Annotated in this window: 22 protein-coding genes and 2 tRNA genes; 10 read left to right on the forward strand and 14 right to left on the reverse strand. The window is 69.4% G+C overall.

Features of this window, described 5'->3' with window-relative positions; genetic code table 11:
- Positions 1-105: 105 nt before the first annotated feature.
- Genes ACQPZX_RS07345 through ACQPZX_RS07355 form a run of 3 tightly spaced genes read left to right on the forward strand, consistent with a single transcriptional unit; the run spans position 106 to position 2823 of the window.
- A complete protein-coding gene (locus tag ACQPZX_RS07345) occupies positions 106-1380 on the forward strand; it encodes a DUF1015 family protein (RefSeq protein ID WP_433376180.1) in 1275 nt (424 codons plus the stop codon).
- Between the two features lie 2 nt (positions 1381-1382).
- Positions 1383-2294 carry an alpha/beta hydrolase gene (locus ACQPZX_RS07350; RefSeq protein WP_433376183.1) on the forward strand — a complete coding sequence of 304 codons (912 nt, stop codon included), beginning with the start codon at positions 1383-1385 and terminating at the stop codon, positions 2292-2294.
- 55 nt (positions 2295-2349) lie between these two features.
- Positions 2350-2823, forward strand: coding sequence for a ribose-5-phosphate isomerase (locus ACQPZX_RS07355; protein ID WP_433376186.1), 474 nt, complete (start codon positions 2350-2352; stop codon positions 2821-2823).
- 245 nt (positions 2824-3068) lie between these two features.
- Here the strand turns inward: ACQPZX_RS07355 and ACQPZX_RS07360 are convergent, their stop codons facing one another.
- Both ACQPZX_RS07360 and ACQPZX_RS07365 read right to left on the reverse strand, forming a co-directional pair.
- The gene (locus ACQPZX_RS07360; protein ID WP_433376189.1) at positions 3069-3494 is read right to left on the reverse strand and encodes a hypothetical protein; all 426 of its coding nucleotides are present in this window, start codon (positions 3492-3494) and stop codon (positions 3069-3071) included.
- A 458-nt stretch (positions 3495-3952) separates the two neighbouring features.
- Positions 3953-5167, reverse strand: coding sequence for a GNAT family N-acetyltransferase (locus ACQPZX_RS07365; protein ID WP_433376192.1), 1215 nt, complete (start codon positions 5165-5167; stop codon positions 3953-3955).
- Positions 5168-5263: 96 nt separating this feature from the next.
- Between ACQPZX_RS07365 and ACQPZX_RS07370 the strand changes: the two genes are divergently transcribed.
- Entirely contained in the window at positions 5264-5872 is a 609-nt protein-coding gene (locus ACQPZX_RS07370) for a DNA-directed RNA polymerase II (protein WP_433376195.1), read from the forward strand.
- 3 nt (positions 5873-5875) lie between these two features.
- Here ACQPZX_RS07370 and ACQPZX_RS07375 read toward each other — a convergent pair whose 3' ends face one another.
- From ACQPZX_RS07375 to ACQPZX_RS07425, 11 genes are all read right to left on the reverse strand, one after another.
- Complete coding sequence (locus ACQPZX_RS07375) at positions 5876-6751, reverse strand: SDR family oxidoreductase (protein WP_433376198.1); 876 nt, start codon at positions 6749-6751, stop codon at positions 5876-5878.
- Between the two features lie 28 nt (positions 6752-6779).
- The gene (locus tag ACQPZX_RS07380) at positions 6780-7151 is read right to left on the reverse strand and encodes an AtzH-like domain-containing protein (protein WP_433376201.1); all 372 of its coding nucleotides are present in this window, start codon (positions 7149-7151) and stop codon (positions 6780-6782) included.
- Positions 7151-8695 carry a regulator gene (locus ACQPZX_RS07385; RefSeq protein ID WP_433376204.1) on the reverse strand — a complete coding sequence of 515 codons (1545 nt, stop codon included), beginning with the start codon at positions 8693-8695 and terminating at the stop codon, positions 7151-7153. The genes ACQPZX_RS07380 and ACQPZX_RS07385 overlap by 1 nt, the downstream gene beginning before the upstream one ends.
- Positions 8692-9357: a cysteine hydrolase family protein gene (locus ACQPZX_RS07390; RefSeq protein ID WP_433376207.1), complete on the reverse strand. Its 666-nt coding sequence runs from the start codon at positions 9355-9357 to the stop codon at positions 8692-8694. The genes ACQPZX_RS07385 and ACQPZX_RS07390 overlap by 4 nt, the downstream gene beginning before the upstream one ends.
- A 1-nt stretch (position 9358) precedes the next feature.
- On the reverse strand, positions 9359-10051 hold the full coding sequence (biuH, locus tag ACQPZX_RS07395; RefSeq protein WP_433376209.1) for a biuret amidohydrolase: 693 nt from the start codon (positions 10049-10051) through the stop codon (positions 9359-9361).
- The gene (atzF, locus tag ACQPZX_RS07400; RefSeq protein ID WP_433376212.1) at positions 10048-11652 is read right to left on the reverse strand and encodes an allophanate hydrolase; all 1605 of its coding nucleotides are present in this window, start codon (positions 11650-11652) and stop codon (positions 10048-10050) included. Before atzF ends, biuH begins: the two co-directional genes overlap by 4 nt.
- Positions 11653-11727: 75 nt before the next feature.
- Entirely contained in the window at positions 11728-12363 is a 636-nt protein-coding gene (locus tag ACQPZX_RS07405; RefSeq protein WP_433376215.1) for a GntR family transcriptional regulator, read from the reverse strand.
- Between the two features lie 34 nt (positions 12364-12397).
- Positions 12398-12523 carry a hypothetical protein gene (locus ACQPZX_RS07410; protein WP_433376218.1) on the reverse strand — a complete coding sequence of 42 codons (126 nt, stop codon included), beginning with the start codon at positions 12521-12523 and terminating at the stop codon, positions 12398-12400.
- A gap of 56 nt (positions 12524-12579) precedes the next feature.
- Positions 12580-13101 (reverse strand): SRPBCC domain-containing protein, encoded by a 522-nt coding sequence (locus ACQPZX_RS07415; protein WP_433376221.1) that lies wholly within the window; start codon positions 13099-13101, stop codon positions 12580-12582.
- Positions 13098-13418 (reverse strand): ArsR/SmtB family transcription factor, encoded by a 321-nt coding sequence (locus ACQPZX_RS07420; protein WP_433376224.1) that lies wholly within the window; start codon positions 13416-13418, stop codon positions 13098-13100. The genes ACQPZX_RS07415 and ACQPZX_RS07420 overlap by 4 nt, the downstream gene beginning before the upstream one ends.
- Positions 13419-14099: 681 nt before the next feature.
- Positions 14100-14170: transfer RNA gene (locus tag ACQPZX_RS07425), tRNA-Gly, on the reverse strand.
- Between the two features lie 144 nt (positions 14171-14314).
- On the opposite strand from ACQPZX_RS07425, the gene ACQPZX_RS07430 reads away from it, so the two are divergent.
- From ACQPZX_RS07430 to ACQPZX_RS07455, 6 genes are all read left to right on the forward strand, one after another.
- Positions 14315-14388, forward strand: a tRNA-Pro gene (locus ACQPZX_RS07430).
- A gap of 37 nt (positions 14389-14425) precedes the next feature.
- Positions 14426-15775 carry a trigger factor gene (tig, locus tag ACQPZX_RS07435; protein WP_433376227.1) on the forward strand — a complete coding sequence of 450 codons (1350 nt, stop codon included), beginning with the start codon at positions 14426-14428 and terminating at the stop codon, positions 15773-15775.
- A gap of 277 nt (positions 15776-16052) precedes the next feature.
- On the forward strand, positions 16053-16685 hold the full coding sequence (locus tag ACQPZX_RS07440; protein ID WP_433376230.1) for an ATP-dependent Clp protease proteolytic subunit: 633 nt from the start codon (positions 16053-16055) through the stop codon (positions 16683-16685).
- 11 nt (positions 16686-16696) lie between these two features.
- Positions 16697-17362 carry an ATP-dependent Clp protease proteolytic subunit gene (locus ACQPZX_RS07445; RefSeq protein ID WP_433376233.1) on the forward strand — a complete coding sequence of 222 codons (666 nt, stop codon included), beginning with the start codon at positions 16697-16699 and terminating at the stop codon, positions 17360-17362.
- A gap of 210 nt (positions 17363-17572) precedes the next feature.
- Positions 17573-18865, forward strand: a complete 1293-nt coding sequence (clpX, locus tag ACQPZX_RS07450) for an ATP-dependent Clp protease ATP-binding subunit ClpX (protein WP_433301831.1) — start codon at positions 17573-17575, stop codon at positions 18863-18865.
- Positions 18866-18960: 95 nt separating this feature from the next.
- Positions 18961-19758 carry a carbon-nitrogen hydrolase family protein gene (locus ACQPZX_RS07455; RefSeq protein ID WP_433376236.1) on the forward strand — a complete coding sequence of 266 codons (798 nt, stop codon included), beginning with the start codon at positions 18961-18963 and terminating at the stop codon, positions 19756-19758.
- Between the two features lie 42 nt (positions 19759-19800).
- On the opposite strand, the gene ACQPZX_RS07460 is transcribed toward ACQPZX_RS07455, so the two are convergent.
- Positions 19801-20016, reverse strand: coding sequence for a hypothetical protein (locus ACQPZX_RS07460; protein ID WP_433376239.1), 216 nt, complete (start codon positions 20014-20016; stop codon positions 19801-19803).
- Positions 20017-20217: the final 201 nt, after the last annotated feature.

Below are 20217 nucleotides of genomic sequence, written 5' to 3' on the forward strand. Positions count from 1 at the left end.
CGGTCGGCCGGCCGCTCGGCGCGTGGCGGAAAGCACAGTTAGCCAGGTCACGCGGGAACATGCCGGTGACTCGGCACCGACGTCCGACCAGGTAGGTTGCGCCCCATGACGGTCGTGCATTCGATCAGCCGGGCCTGGCTCACCACCGGGGCCACCGGCGCGCAGAACTACGACGAGTTCGCCGACGACGCCGAAATCACCGCCATCATCTCCGCCAACCCACACAGCGCTCTCGCCGTCGAGATGCCGCACCTGGCGCCCGAGAGCCTGGGCAAGTCCTTCACCGCGTCGCTGCCCGACGCGGTCGCCCGGCTCGCATTGGAGCGCGCCGAGGGCAACTACCTCCCGTCCGAGCACGTCGTCGTGCTCTACCGGATCACCGCGCCCGGCGAGCCCACCGCGTACGGCCTGTGGGGCATGGTCGACACCGACCAGATCTCCGCCAGCGCCGACGAGGCCGGCCTGGTCATCCGCAACGAGGAAGTCTTCATCGAGAAGGTGCGCGAGCGGGTGGCCCTGGCCGGCGCCCTGGGCACGCTGCTCTCGCCCGTACTCCTGCTGCAGACCGCCAAGGGCGAGGAGCTGCACGCGGCCCTCGCGGCCGCCACCGAGGCGGCGGGTGAGCCCGCGGCGACCGACGTGGACCAGTCCGGTCGCACCCACGCCATCTGGCCGATCGCACCCGGCCCGCTGCAGGACGAGCTGACCGCCCTGGCCGGCGGCGGCGAGCTGGTGGTCGCCGACGGCAACCACCGCAGCCTCGCCGCGCAGACCGGGCGGCTGCCGCGCTTCCTCGCGGTGGTCACCACCCCCGCGTCGGTGGCGATCCAGCCCTACAACCGGCTGGTCAGCGAGCTGCCGCTGCCGCTCGACGAGCTGCTCAAGCGGCTCGGCGAGGCCGGCGCCACGGTCAACGAGCTGCCCCGCCCGGCTCCGCCGACTGATAGTCCAGGCTTGGGTAGAGACACAGCTCCGCCGACTGATAGTCCAGGCTTGGGTAGAGACACAGCTGGCATCCCGGGCAAGGGCACGGTGGAGATCTACGTGCAGGGTCGCACCTTCGCGCTCGGCCTGCCCGCCGACCTCAACCTGCCGCTGGTGGAAAACCTCGACCACGCCCTCGTGGAGCGGGTTCTCCTCGGCGACGTGCTCGGCCTCGACCCCGGCGACAAGCGGATCTCCTACATCGGCGGCGACTACTCGGCGGCCTGGCTGCGCGGCGAGGTCGACGCCCAGCACGCCGAGCTGGCCGTGCTGATCGCGCCGGTCACGGTCGACGACTTCGTGAAGGTCAACCTGGAACGGCAGAAGCTGCCCCGCAAGAGCACCTGGTTCACCCCCAAGGCGCGCGGCGGCCTAGTCCTCTCCCAGCTCGACTGAGCATGCTGAACCCGCAAGTGACGGCGGCGGAGAAGATCCGCCGCCGTCCTCCTTCCGATGTGCTCGCGGCCGACCCGTACGAGCAGCTCAAGTACGCCCGCAAGGCGATGGAGGAGTCGGTCGACGCGGAGTGCGGGCCCGCCCTGCCGCTCCCGGTCGTGGCCGACGTCGACGCGTACGGTGTGCCCTGTCGCCTTTATGCCACCCGCCCCGACGCGCCGCTCTTCGTCTATCTGCACGGCGGCGGTTGGGCCTACGGCAGCATCGAGACCGTCGACCGCATGTGCCGGCGCATCGCCGACCGGTCGGGTTGTGCTGTTTTGAGTGTCGATTACCGGCTCGCTCCCGAGCACGTCTTCCCGGCGGCCCTGGAAGACGCCGAAAATGTCATCAAATTTGTCCGTAAGTCGGACATTGGCGTCGACCCGAGCCGGCTCGCTATCGGCGGCGACAGCGCCGGCGCCCAACTGGCCACCATTACGGCGCGGCGGCAGCGCGACGCCGCCACCCCGCTAGACCACCAAATCCTGATTTATCCGGCCCTGGATCCCATGACGGCTTCCGCTAGTTACGACGAAGTGGGCGAATACGGCCTCGACCGCAAGGGCATGAAGCTGGCCTGGGAGACCTACATCCCCGACCCCATGCAGCGCCTGACCCCCGACGCCGCCATCTTCGCCACGCCGGATCTGTCCGGGATGCCCAGCACGCTCATCATCACCGCCGAGTACGACGCCCTCCGCGACGAGGGCGCCGACTATGCGGACGCCCTGGTCAGCGCCGGTGTCCAGGTCGTGCACACCCGCTACATGGGCGTCAACCACGGCTTCGCCCGCAAGCTCGCCGTGATCGACGCCGCACGAGCCGCGACCGACCAAGTCGCGTCCTCGCTGCGAGCGGCTCTGCTGTTTTGAGGCGGCTCCGCCGCACTGCGAGCAAAAGTTAGAGACCTTCTGAGAGACTTCGGACATGCGTGTCTACCTGGGTTCGGACCACGCCGGTTACGAACTGAAGATGCACCTCGTCAACCACCTGACCAAGCAGGGCCACGACGTCGTGGACGTGGGACCGCACGTCTACGACCCGGAGGACGACTACCCGGCCTTCTGCCTGCACACCGGCGCCAAGGTGGTCGCCGACGAGGGCTCACTCGGCATCGTCATCGGCGGCTCCGGCAACGGCGAGCAGATCGCCGCCAACAAGATCGACGGGGTTAGGGCCGCCCTGGTCTGGCGCACCGAGATCGCCCAGCTGGCGAGGCAGCACAACGACGCCAACGTCATCAGCATCGGCGCCCGCGAGCACACCCTCGACGAGGCCACGGCTTTCGTGGACACGTTCCTGGCCACCGCGTTCTCCGGAAACCCACGCCACGCCCGCCGCATAGCCCAGCTGGCCGACTACGAGCAGTCCCGCAAACTCCCCGATCTGCCAGCTTCCTGACCTGGGTCACCGTGAGCGGCCTTCTCCCGCTCCTTTTACCGTACGGGCCAGAATAAGTCCCCACTTTTGCGGACAAACTGGGCGCCAGCCCAAGGCCATACCCGGCCGCCGGCCCATCCGGGCGAGGCGGGCTGACGCCCGCTTCGCCCGCGCGACTCCCGCCTTTGCCCGCGCGACTCCCGCCTTTGCCCGCGCGGCGCTCGCCTCGGCCGCGCGGCTTGGGTCGCTTGCGGCGGCCCGCTATGTCAGCGGTTGCGTGGCAGTTCCTCGCGCGGCACCCAGTTGCGGCGGACGATCGTCAGGTTGCGGTCGGCGTCGGCCAGCTGCTCGTCCGACGGGCGGGCCGCGTCGCGGGCCCGCAGGGCCGCACCCACGCTGACCTGCGACGAACCGCTGCCCACCAGGCCTCGCAACCCTCGCTCGGTCTCCCGGTCGTCACCGCCGTTGCCCCCGCCGTTCCCGCCGGGGCCGGGGGAGGCGCCACCGGGATAGGGGCGCCGGACCGGCCCGGAACGCGGCGCGCGATCCGCGGGCATCCGATCGCCGGGCCGAGCCGCGGGTGGCGCCGGCCGCGCCGTCTCTTCGAGGTCGGCGATCGCGCCGGTCACCGCCTCCGTGCCCGGCACCGCACCCGAGTCACTCACCGCGCTGCGGTCGGTGGCCGAGCCCACGCCCGCACCCGTGCCTGCGCCTGTGCCCGCACCCGTGCCTGCGCCTGTGCCCGCACCCGTGGCTGCGCCTGTGCCTGTGCCCGCCCCTGTGCCTGCCCGCGCACCCGTGGTCGCGCCTGAGCCGGCAGTCGCGCCTGAGCCCGCGCCCGTGGTCGCGCCTGAGCCGGCAGTCGCGCCTGAGCCCGCGCCTGCCCCCGCGCCCGTGGTCGCGCCTGAGCCCGCGGTCGCGCCTGTGCTGGTGGTCGCGCCTGAGCCCGTTGCTGCGCCCGCGCCGGCGGCCGTGCCCGTGCCGGCCCCTGCGGCCGGGTCTAGCCCCTGGTTGCCGGAGGGCGGGACGGTGGTCTGGTCGTCCGGGGGCGGGACGGGAGGCGTCGACGCGTGGGATGAGGAGGGACGCAGGCGGCGGCGTCGGCGTTCGGGCTCGGCCATGGTGCCGACGGTACCGCCGCTGCGTGCACTCAGAACACCTCGATCGGGTTTGGCGCTCTGTGCCAGCCGAAGGCGGCCGTCGGGACGTTGGCGGTCAGCGCGCGGACCCGGCCGGAACCGATCAGCGAACCCAAGGATGTGCCGCCCAGATAGAGCGCGCCCAGATCGGTCACCGTCATGGCCAGGTCGGGGGACTCCTCGGTGCGCACGCAGCTCGCCTTGTCGGGGCCGCCGGTCAGGCGCCAGCGGCCGGCGTTCGCGGGGAGCAGCGGGTCGGTCACCTCGAGGACCACATCCACGGCAGTCTGGTAGCGGCGGGCCTCCAGCGCCGACGGCAGGTCGACGACCCGGATCCAGAGAGCCTCTTCGTATTTGCGGCCCAGGCGGCGGGGCTCGTCGACCATGAGGAACAGGGGCTCGTCGACCGCGCCGGCGTCGTAGGAGAGGCTGCGGGCCAGGTCGATGCCGAGGAGGAAGCGCCACAGGGCCGCGTACACCCCCGGGTCGTCGGCGGCGACCTCCATGACCCGTACCTGGGCGTCGGGGCCGTACTCGTCCCACTTGCTCTTCACCCGCCACAGCGCGTAGCCGGCGGGGTTGCCGTCGGCGTCGTGACAGATCACGCCGTGCCGCGAGGTCGCGCCGCCGCGGTTGTCCTTGAGGTCGGCGAGGTGGAAGTCCCACCACGCGCCGGGGCGGCTCGACCAGCCCACCCTCGACTCGGCGACCCTCGCGAAGATCGCGGCCAGCTCGTCGCGCGACTTCTTGGGGTCGATCAGCTTCAGCCGGAGGTCGGCGCCCGGCACTTCGGGGCGTATGCGCAGCTCACGCGTCATCGCGGTGAGCGACATCACGCCGGCCGACGGGCCGTAGCCGAAGCGGGGGTAGATCGTCGTCTCGCTGGCCCAGAGGACCGCGATCGGCTCGGCCACCTCGGTGAGCTGGCGGCGCATCATGGCGCTGAGCAGGCCGCGCCGCCGGTGCGTGGGCGCCACGCCGACCCCGGTGACGTGGGCGGCCGGCAGGACGGCGCCGGGAACGGTCAGGTCGCGCGAGAGCGCGGTGGTATGGCCGACGATCGCACCGTCGTCCTCGGCGACCAGTGAGCGCTCCGGCTCCAGGATCGTCCGCTCGAGGGCCCGGGCCTCGTCGTCGTAGTCGTGGTGGAAGACGTAGCCGAGCAGATCCACGATCGCGTCGTGGTCCTCGGCCGTCGCCTGGCGAAGACGCACGGATTCGTCCATGGAGTTCTGTGTAACGGACTCGACGCGCAAGAGCGAACGATTTGTCGGCTCGCTACTCTCGATGTGGGGGCGGCAGTACGAAACCGAGGGGGAACGATGCCTGAGCAACCGCAGTGGTATGAGCGGACGCTCGACATGCCACCGCAGGACCCCTGGGCCGACCAGCCCACGGCCCCGGCGATGGGCGCGCACGGCGGCGGCGACACCGCCCCGGAGCAACAGCCCACAGAGCAGCAGCAGTCGCCGTTCACGCAGGGCCGCGCCCGGGTCAACCCGCAGGCCCACCAGCGGCAGTTCGCCGAGCACGAGCCCACCGGCGTCGGCTGGCCCGGCGCCGACGCCCCGCACGCCCGCGGCATGAGCTGGCGCTGGAGCGACCTGCGCCGGGGCAACGAGTGGTCCACCGCGGCCGCGCTGTTCGCCTTCGTCTGCTGGGGCATCTGGGCGCTCTCCGGCGGCGGCTCGCTCGGCACGTCGGTGATCGTCTTCGTGGTCACTCTGATCGTCGCGGTCGGCGTGTTCTGCCTGGCCCGCGTCGTCGGCTACTACGTGCTCGAGCGCGGCATGGGCCGCCAGCGCCGCTCGGCCCGCGGCTCGCACCTGGTGACCGCCCTGTTCCTGGTCGGCGTCGGGATCGCCGACCTGCAGCAGACCGAGTGGGTCATGACCGCGTGGAACTGGGTGGCCGGCCAGGTGTCGTCGTAAGGGTCAGCTGACCGGTTTGCCGCCGGTGATCCCGAGGACCTCGCCGGTCGTGTACGAAGCGTCGTCGCTCGCGAAGTAGACGTAGGCGGGCGCGACCTCGGCGGGCTGCCCGGCCCGCCCGAGCGGCGTGTCCGAGCCGAACGACTCGACCTTCTCCGACGTCATCGTCGACGGGATCAGCGGCGTCCAGATCGGCCCGGGAGCGACCGCGTTGACCCGGATGCCCTTTTCGGCGAGGTCCTCGGCGAGCGCTTTGGTGAATGCCACGATCCCGCCCTTGGTGGTGGCGTAGTCGAGCAGCGCGCTCGACGACAGGTACGCCTGGATCGACGCGGTGTTGATGATCGACGATCCGGGGCGCATCCGGGGCACCACGGCCCGCGAGAGCCAGAACATCGCGTACAGGTTCGTCTTCATGACCCGGTCGAACTGTTCGGTGCTGATCTCGGTGATCCCGCCCGGCACCATCATCTGGTAGGCGGCGTTGTTGACCAGGATGTCGACCCCGCCGAGCTCGGCCACGGCCCGCTCGACGATCGCCATGCAGAGCGCCTCGTCGCGGATGTCGCCGGGCACGGTCACGGCCTTCTGCCCGGCCTTCTCGATCAACGCAACCGTCTCCTGAGCGTCCGGCTCCTCCGAAGGGAGGTAAGAGATCAGCACGTCGGCGCCCTCCCGCGCGTACGCGATGGCCACCGCCCGCCCGATGCCGGAGTCGCCGCCGGTGATGATCGCCTTCCGCCCGGCCAGCCGGCCCGAGCCGCGGTAGCTCTCCTCGCCGTGGTCGGGCCGGTCGGGCATCGCCTCGGTCGAGCCGGGCGGCTCCTGGTCGCCGCCGTCGAGCGAGGGCTTCGGGTACCTGCTACGCGGATCAATCATGTCGGACGGATGCCCGGTTGAAGGCGGTTCATGCCTGGGGTTCGGAGACGTGCGCGTGCACGATCTTCCAGCCCGAGGGCAGCCGCACCCATGTCTGCGACTGCCGGCCGAGCACCCCACTGCCCGGATAGCCGAAGAGCGTCGTGACGATGGCGGTGCTTTCGCCGTACGCGTGAATGGTTGTGTCCTCGAGACGACGGCCCGGCGGCAGGCCACCTTGCGCAAGCCGCCACCGGGCCTGTTCCTCGATGCCTTTCTGCTGGTCGGCGATGCCGAACCGCACGGCGCGCGCCGCGAAGAAGCTCAGCATGGCGGGCACGTCGTCGTCCACGAGGGCCCGCTCGTAGGCCTCGAAGGCGGCCGTGACCTCGGCGATCACGTCGGGCCGGTCGATCTCCATCAAGCCGGGACCGAGACCTGGGCTTCACCTTCCATGACCGGCTCCGGCGCCGGCCTGGTCAGCGCGAACAGCACGCAGACCGCGGCCAGGAACAGATAGCCGAGCGTGACCTGCCCGTCCGCGTTCCACCCCACTTTCGGTGCGTGGATCAGCCCCACGAAGGTCAGCACCGCGCCGGCGCCCGAGAAGATCGCCGCGTGCCAGAAGCGCTTGTCGATGATGAACGCGACGATCGCGCCGAGCACCAGGCCGGCCAGGATCGCGCCCTCGCCCAGCGTCTTGAGGCCGCCGTAGACGACGCCCGCCCCGGCCAGCGCGTCGTTGCCCACCTGCGCCGCCGTCGTGCCCGCCGCCGACAGCGCGTTGTCCATCATGCCGGTGACCCACTGCGCGATGTTCGGGATGAGCGCGGCCACCACCGCCGCCGCGTGCGCCCGGGGCGTGGCCTGGAACGCCTGCGCGCCGATCAGCAGGCCGATGTAGAGCAGGATCGGCACGATCGCCGGGGTCGGGAAGATCGCTCCGAGCAGGCCGAACAGGCCGAAGAAGCAGAGCAGGGCGATCACCACGCCGGTCGCCATCGAGTAGCCGCTGCGGCCGCCGGCCGCCTTCCAGCCGGGATGCCCGACGTAGACGGCGGGTGGGAACGGCGAGCCGAGGCAGGAGCCGATCACCGCGCCGGCGCCGTCGGCCAGCAGCACGCTGCGCAGGTTGTACTTGTCGCCGGCGGTGGCCGCGCTCTCCACGTTGGTCATCGCCTCGGTGAAGTTGTAGACGCCCAGCGGGATGGCCGTGGCCAGCAGCGGCGCCATGTCCCTGAGCCCGTCGATCAGCAGGTCGACCTTCAGGTGCGGGAAGGCGAACGCGATGTCCTTGGCGGCCGCGGTCACGTCGGGCACGCTCATGTACCCGCCGATCCAGCCGATCGCGGTGCCGACCAGCAGCGCGGCCAGGCCGATCGGGATGTTGAAGGGCAGCTTCACGTCGGTGAGCAGGCCGACCAGCAGCAGGCCGAAGACGGGCAGGGCGATCCACGCGGCTGTCCACATGTTGCCGGCCGGGTTCATCGAGATGAAGGTGATCGAGATGCCGGCCAGGGTGCCGAGCAGCGCCGCCCGGGGTGTGTATTTCCTGATGTACGGGCCGACGAACGCGCCGATCAGCACGATGACGCCGATGATGAACGCCCAGGCGATGCCGGCCGTCCACGCGGCGATCGGGTTCTTCGTGGACAGGTAGATCGGCAGCATGATCACGAAGATCACGATGAACATGTGCGGGACGCTCGGGCCGTACGGCATCGCGGTGACGTCCGCGCGGTTCTCCTTCGCCGCGAGCCGGCGCGCCAGATAGGTGTAGTAGACGTTGCCGGCGACCAGGGCGATGCCGAGCGCCGGGAGGATGACACCGAAGACGTCGCCGGCCGGCATCTTGATGACGCCGATGCAGAGGCCGGTGAGCGTGAGGACGTTGACCAGCACGTTGACGCCGAAGCCGAAGAAGGCGTTCGTGTCGCCGCGAACCCAGTACGGAAGTTTGGTCATCTCTGCTCCTCGAGGGCGGCGATCAGTGCGGGGGATTCGGCGACCCAGCCGAAGATGCCGCCCTGAGCGGCGATCATCTCGAGGCCGGCCTGCTGGAACTCGGGGAAGTAGGAGCCGACGCAGTCGGCCAGGACCAGGCATTCGTAGCCGCGGTCGTTCGCCTCGCGGACCGTGGTGTGTACGCAGACCTCGGTGGTGACCCCGGTGACCACCAAGCTGCTCTTTCCCGCTAGCGTTTTATGAAGATCCGTCGCGTAAAAAGCGCCTTTGCCCGGTTTGTCAATCACGAGCTCGCCGTCCAGAGGCTGCAGCTCGTCGATGATGTCGTGGCCGTACTCGCCCCGGATGAGGATGCGGCCGAAGGCGCCGGGGTCGCCGATCCGCATGCTGGGCGCGCCACGGTTCAACTTGGCGGGCGGGCAGTCCGACAGGTCGGGCAGATGCCCTTCGCGGGTGTGGATGATCGGCAGGTTCCGTGCGCGCCAGGCGGTCATCAGGGCCGCGAGCGGCTCGATCGTCCGCCGCAATCGCGACACGTCGTTACCGAGGCTCTCCCCGAACCCGCCCGGCATCAGGAAGTCCCGCTGCATGTCGATCACGAGCAGCGCCGTGGAGTCGAGATCGAAAGCGAAGGGCCCGGGCTTGGCGTCCACCTTCGGCATCTCAGGACTCCGTCCCGGCGATCACGTCCTCCGACGTGGACACGCACCCGAAGACGCCGCCCTGCATCGTCACCATGTGCAGTGCCGCGGCGTGGTTGCCGGGGTCGGTCGCGCCGGTGCAGTCGCTGAGGATCAGGCACTCGTATCCGCGGTCGTTCGCCTCGCGCATGGTCGTGTGCACGCACACGTCGGTGGTGATGCCAGTCAAGATCAAGTGCGAGATTCCCCGCGTACGCAATACGAGGTCGAGATTCGTCGCGTAGAAGGCGCCCTTCCCCGGCTTGTCGATCACGGCCTCGCCGGCGACCGGGGCGACCTCCGGCACGATCTCCCACCCCGGCTCACCGCGCACCAGGATCCGCCCGCCCGGCCCGTCCGAGCCGATCTCCGCCCCGATCCGCGCCGAGCGCCACCGCTTGTTGGCCGGCAGGTCGGACAGGTCCGGGTCGTGCCCCTCCCGGGTGTGCACGACGAGCATCCCGAGCTCCCGGGCATGCGCGAGCAGCCGCGCGGTGGACGGCAGCCCCGCCCGGGTCAGCTCGATGTCGTAGCCCATCGCGTCGACATAGCCGCCCTTCCCACAGAAGTCGGTCTGCCAGTCGATGCAGATCAGTGCCGTCCTCTCGACGGGCACGGCCCCGTCGTACGGCCACAGGTACGGGTCGGCCTTGACCGGCCCGATCGTCGCGCTCATCGCTTCTCTCCTCTCATCCGGTAGTTCCGCCAGCCGCCGCCGGCGGTGATGTCCGGGGCGCCCGCCACCGCGTATCCCTCGCAGAGGAAGCCGGTGACCTCGGTGCCGTCGTCCAGCGCGACCCGGCCGAGGCCGAGCGGCGCGCCGATGCCCGCCAGGAAGCCGCCGACCTGGGCCGCGGGCAGCCGCCACAGCTCGACCTCGATCGAGGCGCCGTCCGGGGACCTGACCAGGCCGGGCGCTCCGCTGGGCAGGTGGTAGAGGCGGTAGCAGGGCGCGGTGCGGGTCGCGCCGAGCAGCGTGGCGCCGCGGGCGACCAGTTCGCCGTTGCGGGGCTCGCCGCTCAGATGCAGGCCGGCGACCGCGATCGTCATGCCGTCATCGAGCGGCAGCGAGCGGGCCAGCCGGATCAGCGTGTCGTCGCTGAAGGCCGGGCCGAACAGCGTGATCGACGCGGGCCGGCCGTCCTCGGTGAACCCGTTCGGCACCGTCACGGCCGCCATGTCCAGCAGGTTCGCGAACTGCGTGTACCGGCCCAGGTTCAGGTTGCGCCCGATCGGGTCCTCGGCGATCTCCGCGTACGTGTAGGTGGTGCCGATCGTGGGCAGCACCAGCACGTCGATGTCGTCCCACATCCGGTCGGCGGCGGCCTTCAGCTCCTGGAGGCGGTGCCGCGCCCGGAACGCGTCGACGGCGCTGTAGCCGTACCCGTTCTCCAGAACCTGCCGCGTCACCGGCAGGACCGACCCGGGGCTCTTCTCCAGGAACTCGCCGAGGACCGCGAGGCGCTCGGCCACCCACGGCCCGCGATAGAGCAGGTCACCGGCTTCCAGCAGCGGCCCGATGCCGACCGTGGGGTGACTCCGCCAGCTCGCGAAGGACTTCTCCTGGCCCGCATCACCAAAAAAATCCAGGCTTTCGGGTACGGCGATGCGCGGCTCGCCGATCAGTGGACCACGGCCGTCCCGCGACCACGGGTCCCCGGAATCGAGGCCGCGCGCCACCCGCATGACCCGCTCGGCCGTACCCGGATCGGGCGCGAAGATCGAGACACAGTCGAGCGACCGGCACGCCGGCACCACCCCGCGCGTGCTGAGCAGCCCCCGGGTCGGCTTGACCCCGGTGATCCCGTTCAGCGCCGCCGGCACCCGCCCCGAGCCGGCGGTGTCCGTGCCCAGGGCGAACGGCACCACCCCGCTCGCCACCGCCACCGCCGACCCCGAGCTGGACCCGCCCGAGATCAGCCCGCCGCCGAAGACGCTCTCCGGCGACCCGTACGGCGAACGCGCCCCGGTCAGCCCGGTCGCGAACTGGTCGAGGTTGGTCTTGCCGACCACGATCGCCCCGGCGTCCACCAGCCGCTGCACCACGGTCGCGTGGCGCTGCGGCCGGTAGGCGAAGTCGGGGCAGCCGGCCGTCGTGGGCAGCCCGGCCACGTCGATGTTGTCCTTGACCGCGAACGGCATGCCCGCGAGCGGCAGCGCCGGGTCGATCGCGTCCGCGCGCTCATGCAGCTCAGCGCGGGTGAAGGTGCTGATCCAGACACCCTCGCGCTCGCTCAGCCGGGCGGCGACCTCATCGACGATCTCGTGTGCGTCCACATCGTCGATTGTCGACAATCCTGTTTCGGCGGAGGCCTCGGTTTGTAACGTCGCGGTTTCGCTACGTGCTCTTTGCTAGGTCAGGTAAGTGCGGGCGCCGTGCTCGCTCAGCGCCGTCAGGATGCCCACGGCGTCGCCGGCCTCCACCGCCGCGAACAGGCGCTCGTGCCGGTGCACGCCGTCCTCCGCGTGCGCGGTCTCCGCCTCCCGGCGCATGTTCACCGCCATGTACAGCTGGATGCGCACCAGGATCGACTCGTACAGGGCGGCCAGCTGGCGGTTGCCGCTCAGCCGCACCACCTCGGTGTGGAAGCGGCGGTGCGCGTTCGCCAGCTCGAGGCGGTCGCCGGCCTCGGTCGCCTTGCGCATCACGTCGAGGGCGGCGCGCAGCCCGGCCAGATCCGGGGCGGCCGGCGTGGTGGCGACGGCGTGCCGCTCCAGGACGTCGCGCACCTCGTACAGCTCGCGTACGTCGTCGTCGGAAAGCGTGGCCACCCGCGCGCCGCGCCGGGGAATGTGCTCGACCAGCCCCTGCTGGGCGAGAAGCCGCATGGCCTCGCGCAGGGGGGCCCGGCTGATGCCCAGCCGGCGGGTCAGCTGCTCCTCGACGAGACGTTCGCCGGGATCGGTGCGCCCGCTCAGGATGTCGCGCCGCAGCCGGTCGACGGCGAGCTCGACGAGACTGTATGTCTCCAGCTCTCCGTCGCTCACCCTTGGTAGTGTGCCAGCCCGCTTCCGGAGGCCCTCAGACGCCTTCCGGATTCTCGTCGTCCTGCGGGCTTTCGGTCTTGCGGCCGCGGATGCTCGGCCACACCGCCACCACGATCATGGCGAGGCCAATCACGATGAGTAATGCCCAGAGCCAGGTCACCCGGCGGACGATACCGGCCCGACCCCGGGAAACCCCAGGGTCGAGCCGGATGTATGTCACTCCACGAAGTTCTTTCCCGTCTCCAGCAGCGTCTTGAGGTCGCTGAGGATCCAGGCCCAGCCGCCGCCGGCCCCGCTGTCCTCGGTGCCCGCCACCATCGCGGCCGTGTTCGGCGCGCCGGCCAGCTGGTGCGTGATGGTCAGCTTGCTGACGCCGGGCTGCATCTTGGCGTCCTCGATCTCGTACGTCAGCGTGGTGAACGGCTCGCCGGCGGTGCTCGGGTCCATCAGCATCCGCCAGGTCTGCACCAGGCGCCGCGGCGGCTCGCACTCGAGGATCTCGCCGTCGAGGATCGTGTCCGGCACCTCGAAGCCGTTGGCCGCCGCGAAGTCCTTCATGTCCTTGGTGGCGGTCGCGTGGAACGAGCCGCCCTTCCTCAGCTCGAAGTAGCTGGGCGCCTGGTAGGCATACCTGCTGTTCCACTCGGGGTCGGTGATGGCGGCCCAGATCCGCTCCGGCGTCGCCTTGATCCACACCCGGTAGACCTGGGTCGTGAGTGCGGTAGTCGTGTCGGTCATGGCTCTTCCTCCAGCGCGTGCTTGAGATCGACGAGGGCTTGCACGTGGTGCTCGGTGTACTTGTCGATCCACCGGTCGTGGATCAGCCGGATCGGCACGGGGTTGAGAAAGTGCAGCTTCTCCCGCCCGGACCGGCGCGTGACGACGAGGCCCGCCTCCTCGAGCACCTTGAGGTGCTTCGCGACGCCGAACCGCGTCATCGCAAGCTCCGACTCGAGCTCCGAGAGCGTGCGGCCGTCGCGCTCGAAGAGCAGGTCGAGCAGGAAACGACGGCTCGGGTCGGCCAGCGCCTTGAACACCCGGTCGTCGTCATCCATGACGCAAAGTTATGTGACCAAAAGGTCACATGTCAAGGCCGACCTTGATCCCGTTGATCGCCGTGCGTGACGACTTGCTGATCCCCGGTCAGATTTAAGAGAGCCCTAATAGACGCGCGTCGAAGCCGGGCGTTACGTTGGCGGCCGGAATCACTGGAAACCTTCAAGACTGGAAGTGCTCCCAGTTCCGCCGGCACGCTCCCGTCATACCGGGGGTGCTCCACCTCACCGGCGGCGGAGTTCTTCCTCTCCGTCGCAAGTTGAGACGGCACAGCGCCGGGTGGCGGCCCGGCGCTGTGCCCCTTTTTGGCGCGCTTATCGGCGGCGGCACCTGTCGCGGCTCTTCCACCGGCTCTACCGCCGCCGCCTGCGAGCGCGAGCCGCCCTAGACCGCCTGCCCGACGCCGACGACCTGGCCGCCTGGCCGCCCTGGCCGCTCAGGTGGGTTTCGCCGACCAGGCACACACGACCCGGGCCGTCCACGCCGAGACCGCAACACCCCAGCGTCCCTACGCCGCGCCCTTGTCCAGGTCCGCGCGCTCCGGCCGTACGGGATAAATCGCCTGACCCCGAACCCACCGCAACCAACAGTCATCGTGGGGGTCTGGGGGCTCGGCCCCCAGGTAGGAATGCGGAGCGACCAGGTCCGCGCCCTCTGCGGACAGGGGACGCCCATCGCGGAGCGGGCGACGAGAATCGAACTCGCGTAATCAGTTTGGAAGACTGAGGCTCTACCATTGAGCTACGCCCGCGCGGCGCCGGTTGCCCGGCGCACGACCGCTAGCTTACTGAATCACTTCCCGTCGTTGCGAACCGCCCACCTTATCGGGCTCTGGCCCACTAGGTGACTCCAGCGCACGTTGACGAAAGCGGACCGCATACACTGGCCCACGCCACGGGGTGTGGCGCAGCTTGGTAGCGCACTCGCTTTGGGAGCGAGGGGCCGTGGGTTCAAATCCCGCCACCCCGACTGACATCATCTATCCGCAGCAACAAGGAGTACGCCTGTGAAGAGCACCGTCGAGACTCTGAGCCCGACCAGGGTGAAGCTCGCCATCGAGGTGCCGTTCGACGAGCTCAAGCCGAGCCTGCAGAAGGCGTACCGGGAGATCGGCGCGCAGGTGCAGGTGCCGGGCTTCCGTCGTGGCAAGATCCCGGCCGCCGTGATCGACCAGCGGGTCGGCCGCGGCGCGGTTCTCAACGAGGCCGTGCAGGAGGCGATCCCGCAGCAGATCCTCGCCGCGGTCCGTGAGCACGACGTGAAGACGCTCGGCCGCCCCGAGGTGGAGATCACCGAGTTCGCCGACAACGCGCCGCTGAAGTTCACGGCCGAGGTCGACGTCCGTCCCGAGATCACCGTGCCGGACCTGAAGACCATCTCGGTCACGGTCCCGGCCGTCGAGATCGGCGACAACGAGATCGACGAGCAGATCAACGGCCTGCGTGAGCGCTTCGCGACCCTCAAGACCGTCGAGCGGCCGGCCGCCGAGGGCGACTACGTGCAGCTCGACCTGAACGCCACCGTCGACGGCGAGGAGGTGCCGGGCGGCTCGGCCACCAACATCTCCCACGAGGTCGGCAGCAAGCAGCTGCTCCCGGGCCTCGACGAGGTCCTCGTCGGCCTGGTCGCCGGCGCCGACGCGGAGTTCACCACCCAGCTCGTCGGCGGCGACTTCGCCGGCCGCGACGCCGAGGTCAAGGTGACCGTCCGCAGCGTCAAGGACAAGCAGCTGCCCGAGATCGACGACGAGTTCGCCCAGCTGGCGAGCGAGTTCGACACGCTCGACGAGCTGCGCGGCGACCTGCGCGAGCGTCTCACCCGGGTGAAGAAGGTCGAGCAGATCTACGCCGCCCGCGACGAGGCCCTCAAGCAGCTCGTCGTGGCCGCCGAGATCCCGGCGCCCGAGGGCGTCGTGAAGGACGAGGTCGAGGGCCGCAAGCAGGCCATGACCGACCAGCTCGAGCGGATCGGCGCCACCCTGCAGGACTACCTGACCTCCGAGGACAAGACCGAGGAGCAGATCGACCAGGAGCTGACCGAGGCCGCCGAGGAGGGCGTCCGCATCCAGCTGCTGCTCGACACGGTCGCGGACGCCGAGGACGTTCAGGTCTCCGACGACGAGTTCGGCCACGAGATCGTGCACCGGGCGCAGCGCGCCCAGATGCAGCCGCAGCAGTACTACGACCAGCTCGTCCAGTCGGGCGCGGCGGCCGCGGTCTTCGGCGACGTGCGCCGGGGCAAGGCGCTCGCCTCGGTGATGGAGCAGGTCGAGATGAAGGACTCCGAGGGCAACGTCCTCACCCTGGACGACCTGCGTGCCGCGTCGGAAGACGAGCACGCCGGCCACAACCACTGATTTGGTTTGAGCCGGGGAGAGTCGCGATCGCCCCGGTGATGAGGAGGCAGTCGATTTTTGGCGCCGGGGGTTTGCGGCGTCGAAAATTGGCTGCCTCCTCATCACCCTGAAAGGGGCGATCGCCCGCGGAGCGAAGCGGAGCCAGCCAGCACTGCGCTGTCAGCGAACACCTGCCCGAGCGGGAAGCTGATGCTCATTCGACCGGTTAGGTTGGTCGTACGACGGACAACCTGCCGGCCGGAACCTCGGCCGACACAGTCAGCTGTGAAGGGCTGCCATGACCGATCTCCACATCCCCGCGAGCCCTGTGCTGCGCGGCGGCGACACCCTCAGTGGCAACCTCGACGATTCGGTCTTCAACCGCCTGCTGCGTGAGCGCATCATCTTCCTCGGCAGCGAGGTGACCGACGCGGTGGCCAACCGCATCTGCGCGCAGCTGCTGCTGCTTTCCGCCGAGGACCCTGAGCGCGACATCCACCTCTGGATCAACTCCCCGGGTGGCTCGGTCTACTCGGGCATGGCGATCTACGACACGATGCAGTTCATCGACAACGACGTGCAGACCGTCGCGATGGGCATGGCCGCGTCGATGGGGCAGTTCCTGCTCTGCGCCGGCGCCGCCGGCAAGCGCTTCGCGCTGCCGCACGCCCGGATCATGATGCACCAGCCGTCGGGTGGCATGGGCGGCACGGCCGCCGACATCGCCATCCAGGCCGAGCAGATGCTCTACACCAAGCGCATGTTCCAGGAGCGGATCGCGTTTCACACCGGTCAGTCCCAGGAGCAGATCGCAGCCGACTTCGACCGTGACCGCTGGTTCACGGCGCAGGAGGCCAAGGACTACGGCTTCATCGACAAGGTGATCACCGGGGCCATTGAGGTCGCCGATGGCGCCGGAACGCTGAACTGAGGAGCAGAACTATGACTGACCTGACCATGCCTCCCGGGTTCGCTCCGGTGCACAACCGCTACATTCTCCCGTCCTTCGTCGAGCGCTCCTCGAACGGGATGATGAAGGAGACAAACCCGTACAACAAGATGTTCGAGGACCGGATCATCTTCCTCGGCGTCCAGGTGGACGACGCGTCGGCCAACGACGTGATGGCCCAGCTGCTGACGCTGGAGAGCTCCGACCCGGACCGCGACATCCTGATGTACATCAACTCCCCGGGTGGCTCGTTCACCGCCATGACGGCGATCTACGACACCATGCAGTACGTCCGCCCGGACATCTCCACCGTCTGCCTCGGCCAGGCCGCCTCGGCGGCCGCGGTCCTGCTGGCGGGCGGCACGGCGGGCAAGCGCATGGCGCTGCCGCACTCCCGGGTGCTGATCCACCAGCCGGCCACCGAGGGCGGCTACGGCCAGGGCTCGGACATCGAGATCCAGGCCCGCGAGATTCTCCGCATGCGTACGCAGCTCGAGGAGATGATCGCTCGCCACTCCGGCCAGCCGGTCGACAAGGTCCGCAAGGACATCGACCGTGACAAGATCATGACCGCCGACGAGGCCAAGGAGTACGGCCTGGTCGACGTCGTCCTGGCCAGCCGCAAGAAGAGCCTTCAGTCGGTCAGCTCGGGCAGCTAGGAGCACGTTGTCGGGGGCCGACCGGTGCGCGTTAGACTGGCCGACCCCTGACACGCCCGTTTTGGGGGGTCGGAGAACCGCCCCTTTGCGGGTAACGTCGAGCATGCAGCCTCAGTTACGCGGTTCGGCAGACGATGGGATGGCAACGGGGCGATTCAGCCCTCGACCAGGGGTCGGCGCGAGCCGGCCGATGATTTCAAGGAGTCGTAGGTGGCACGGATCGGCGACGGTGGCGACCTACTGAAGTGCTCCTTCTGTGGGAAGTCCCAGAAGCAGGTCAAGAAGCTCATCGCGGGCCCCGGTGTCTACATCTGCGATGAGTGCATCGACCTCTGCAACGAGATCATCGAAGAAGAGCTGGCCGAGACCGGCGAGGTGAAGTGGGAAGAGCTTCCCAAGCCGATGGAGATCTGCGCCTTCCTCGACAACTACGTGGTCGGGCAGGAACAGGCCAAGAAGGCGCTTTCGGTGGCGGTCTACAACCACTACAAGCGCATCCAGGCCGAGTCGAGCGGCGCGCCCGGCAGCGGCAGCGACGTCGAGGTGGCCAAGAGCAACATCATGCTCATCGGCCCCACCGGCTGCGGTAAGACGCACCTGGCGCAGACCCTCGCCCGCATGCTCAACGTCCCGTTCGCGATCGCCGATGCCACGGCGCTGACCGAGGCCGGCTACGTCGGCGAGGACGTGGAAAACATCCTGCTCAAGCTCATCCAGGCCGCCGACTACGACGTGAAGCGCGCCGAGCAGGGCATCATCTACATCGACGAGGTCGACAAGATCGCCCGCAAGAGCGAGAACCCGTCGATCACCCGCGACGTGTCCGGGGAGGGCGTCCAGCAGGCCCTGCTGAAGATCCTCGAGGGCACGGTGGCGAACGTTCCGCCCCAGGGCGGCCGCAAGCATCCGCACCAGGAGTTCATCCAGATCGACACGACGAACGTGTTGTTCATCGTGGGCGGCGCCTTCGCCGGCCTGGACCGGATCATCGAGTCCCGGGTCGGGCACGGCGGCGTCGGCTTCGGCGCGCACCTCCGCTCGATCTCGGAGCGCAACACCGACGACATCTTCAGCAAGGTGATGCCCGAGGACATGCTGAAATTCGGCCTGATCCCCGAGTTCATCGGCCGGCTCCCGGTCATCACCACGGTCCGCAACCTCGACCGCGAGGCGCTGATCAAGATCCTGACCGAGCCCCGCAACGCGTACGTGAAGCAGTACCAGCGCCTGTTCGAGCTGGACGGCGTGGAGCTCGAGTTCGACTACGGCGCCCTCGAGGCGATCGCCGATCAGGCCATGCTCCGCGGCACCGGCGCCCGAGGCCTGCGCGCCATCATGGAAGAGGTCCTGCTCTCCGTGATGTACGAGGTTCCCAGCAACCCCGACGCCGCGCGTGTAGTCATCACCCGCGAGGTCGTCCTGGAGAACGTCAACCCGACCATCGTGCCCCGCGAGTTCGTCGGCCGCCGTCGCCGGCCGGATCGCGAAGAGAAGTCGGCCTAGCTCTGTCCTTCCTCGCACCGCGTCGGGTCCGTCCCGGCGCGGTGCTTGCGTTCTCGGCCCGAGTGGACGCGACGGATTGTGCGTAGTCTCGATTCATGCGCGTAGCCGTGTGCCAGCTCAACTCCCGTGACGACCGTGACCAGAACCTGCGCGTTGCCCGCGATCTGCTGGAGCGGGCCGCGGCCGCGGGCGCCGACCTGGCCGTCCTGCCGGAGTACGTCGACTATCTGGGCCCCGGGAAGACAGCGCCGAAGCCGGAGCCGATCGACGGCGAGTTCGCTCAGTTCTTCGCCCGGGCCGCGCGGGAGCTCGGCATCTGGGTGCACGCCGGCTCGTTCCACGAGATCGGCCCGGACGACGAGCACACGTTCAACACCACGCTCGTCTTCTCGCCCGGGGGCGAGCTGGCCGCGACCTATCGGAAGATTCACCTGTACGACGTGGAGATCGCCGGCCGTGTCTCCTACCAGGAGTCCCGCTCGGTCTCGCCCGGTGACCGCACCGTCGTCGCCGACATCGCCGGCGTCCGGACCGGCCTGTCCATCTGCTACGACCTACGTTTCCCCGAGCTGTACCGGCGCCTCGCCGTCGAAGACGCTCGGGTCCTGGTGGTCCCGGCCGCGTTCATGATGCACACCGGACGCGACCACTGGGAGGTTCTGCTGCGGGCCCGCGCCATCGAGAACCAGTGCTATGTGGTCGCTGCCGGCCAGATCGGGGACCACGAGCCATCGCGTACGTGTTTCGGGCGGAGCATGATCATCGACCCGTGGGGGACTGTGGTGGCGCAGGCGCCCGATGACATCACGATCGCCACGGCCGAGCTGGACCTGTCCCGGCTGGAGAAGATCCGCGAGGAGTTGCCGAGCCTTGCGAACCGTCGCCTCTCCTGAAATTCCGGGCTGCTTTCCTGAATTACCGCGCTGCGACCGGGGTCACAGGAGTTGCACCAGGTAGCCGATCACTGCCAGGCCGATTACGGCGCCGCCGGTCAGCAGGAGGGCGCCGCCCATGCGGGTGGGGCCTCGGCGGGCCAGGCGCAGGGTCGAAATCACGAGCGTGACCAGCACAAGTGCGCCGATCACCAGCTGCCCGGCGGGGAGTAGGAGATCGGAGATGGCGTCGGCCGCCAGCGTGGGGGAGGAACCCATGAGCCCACTCTGTCATGGTCTTGGGGCGGGCGCGGGACCTCGCGATTATGAGGGTCGATTTGCATCGGCCACGGGTGATCACGTAACTTTCTCTCTGCCCGCGGGAAACCCGGACGGAACGGCACGAAAGTGACGGGCCTAGGGGGTTCAACGGGCCGCGGAGGCGAGCGGTAAGCTTGCCGAAGCACCGGGCGGTTGCCT

Source organism: Actinoplanes sp. CA-142083 (assembly GCF_050942195.1).
Classification (GTDB): Bacteria; Actinomycetota; Actinomycetes; order Mycobacteriales; family Micromonosporaceae; genus Actinoplanes.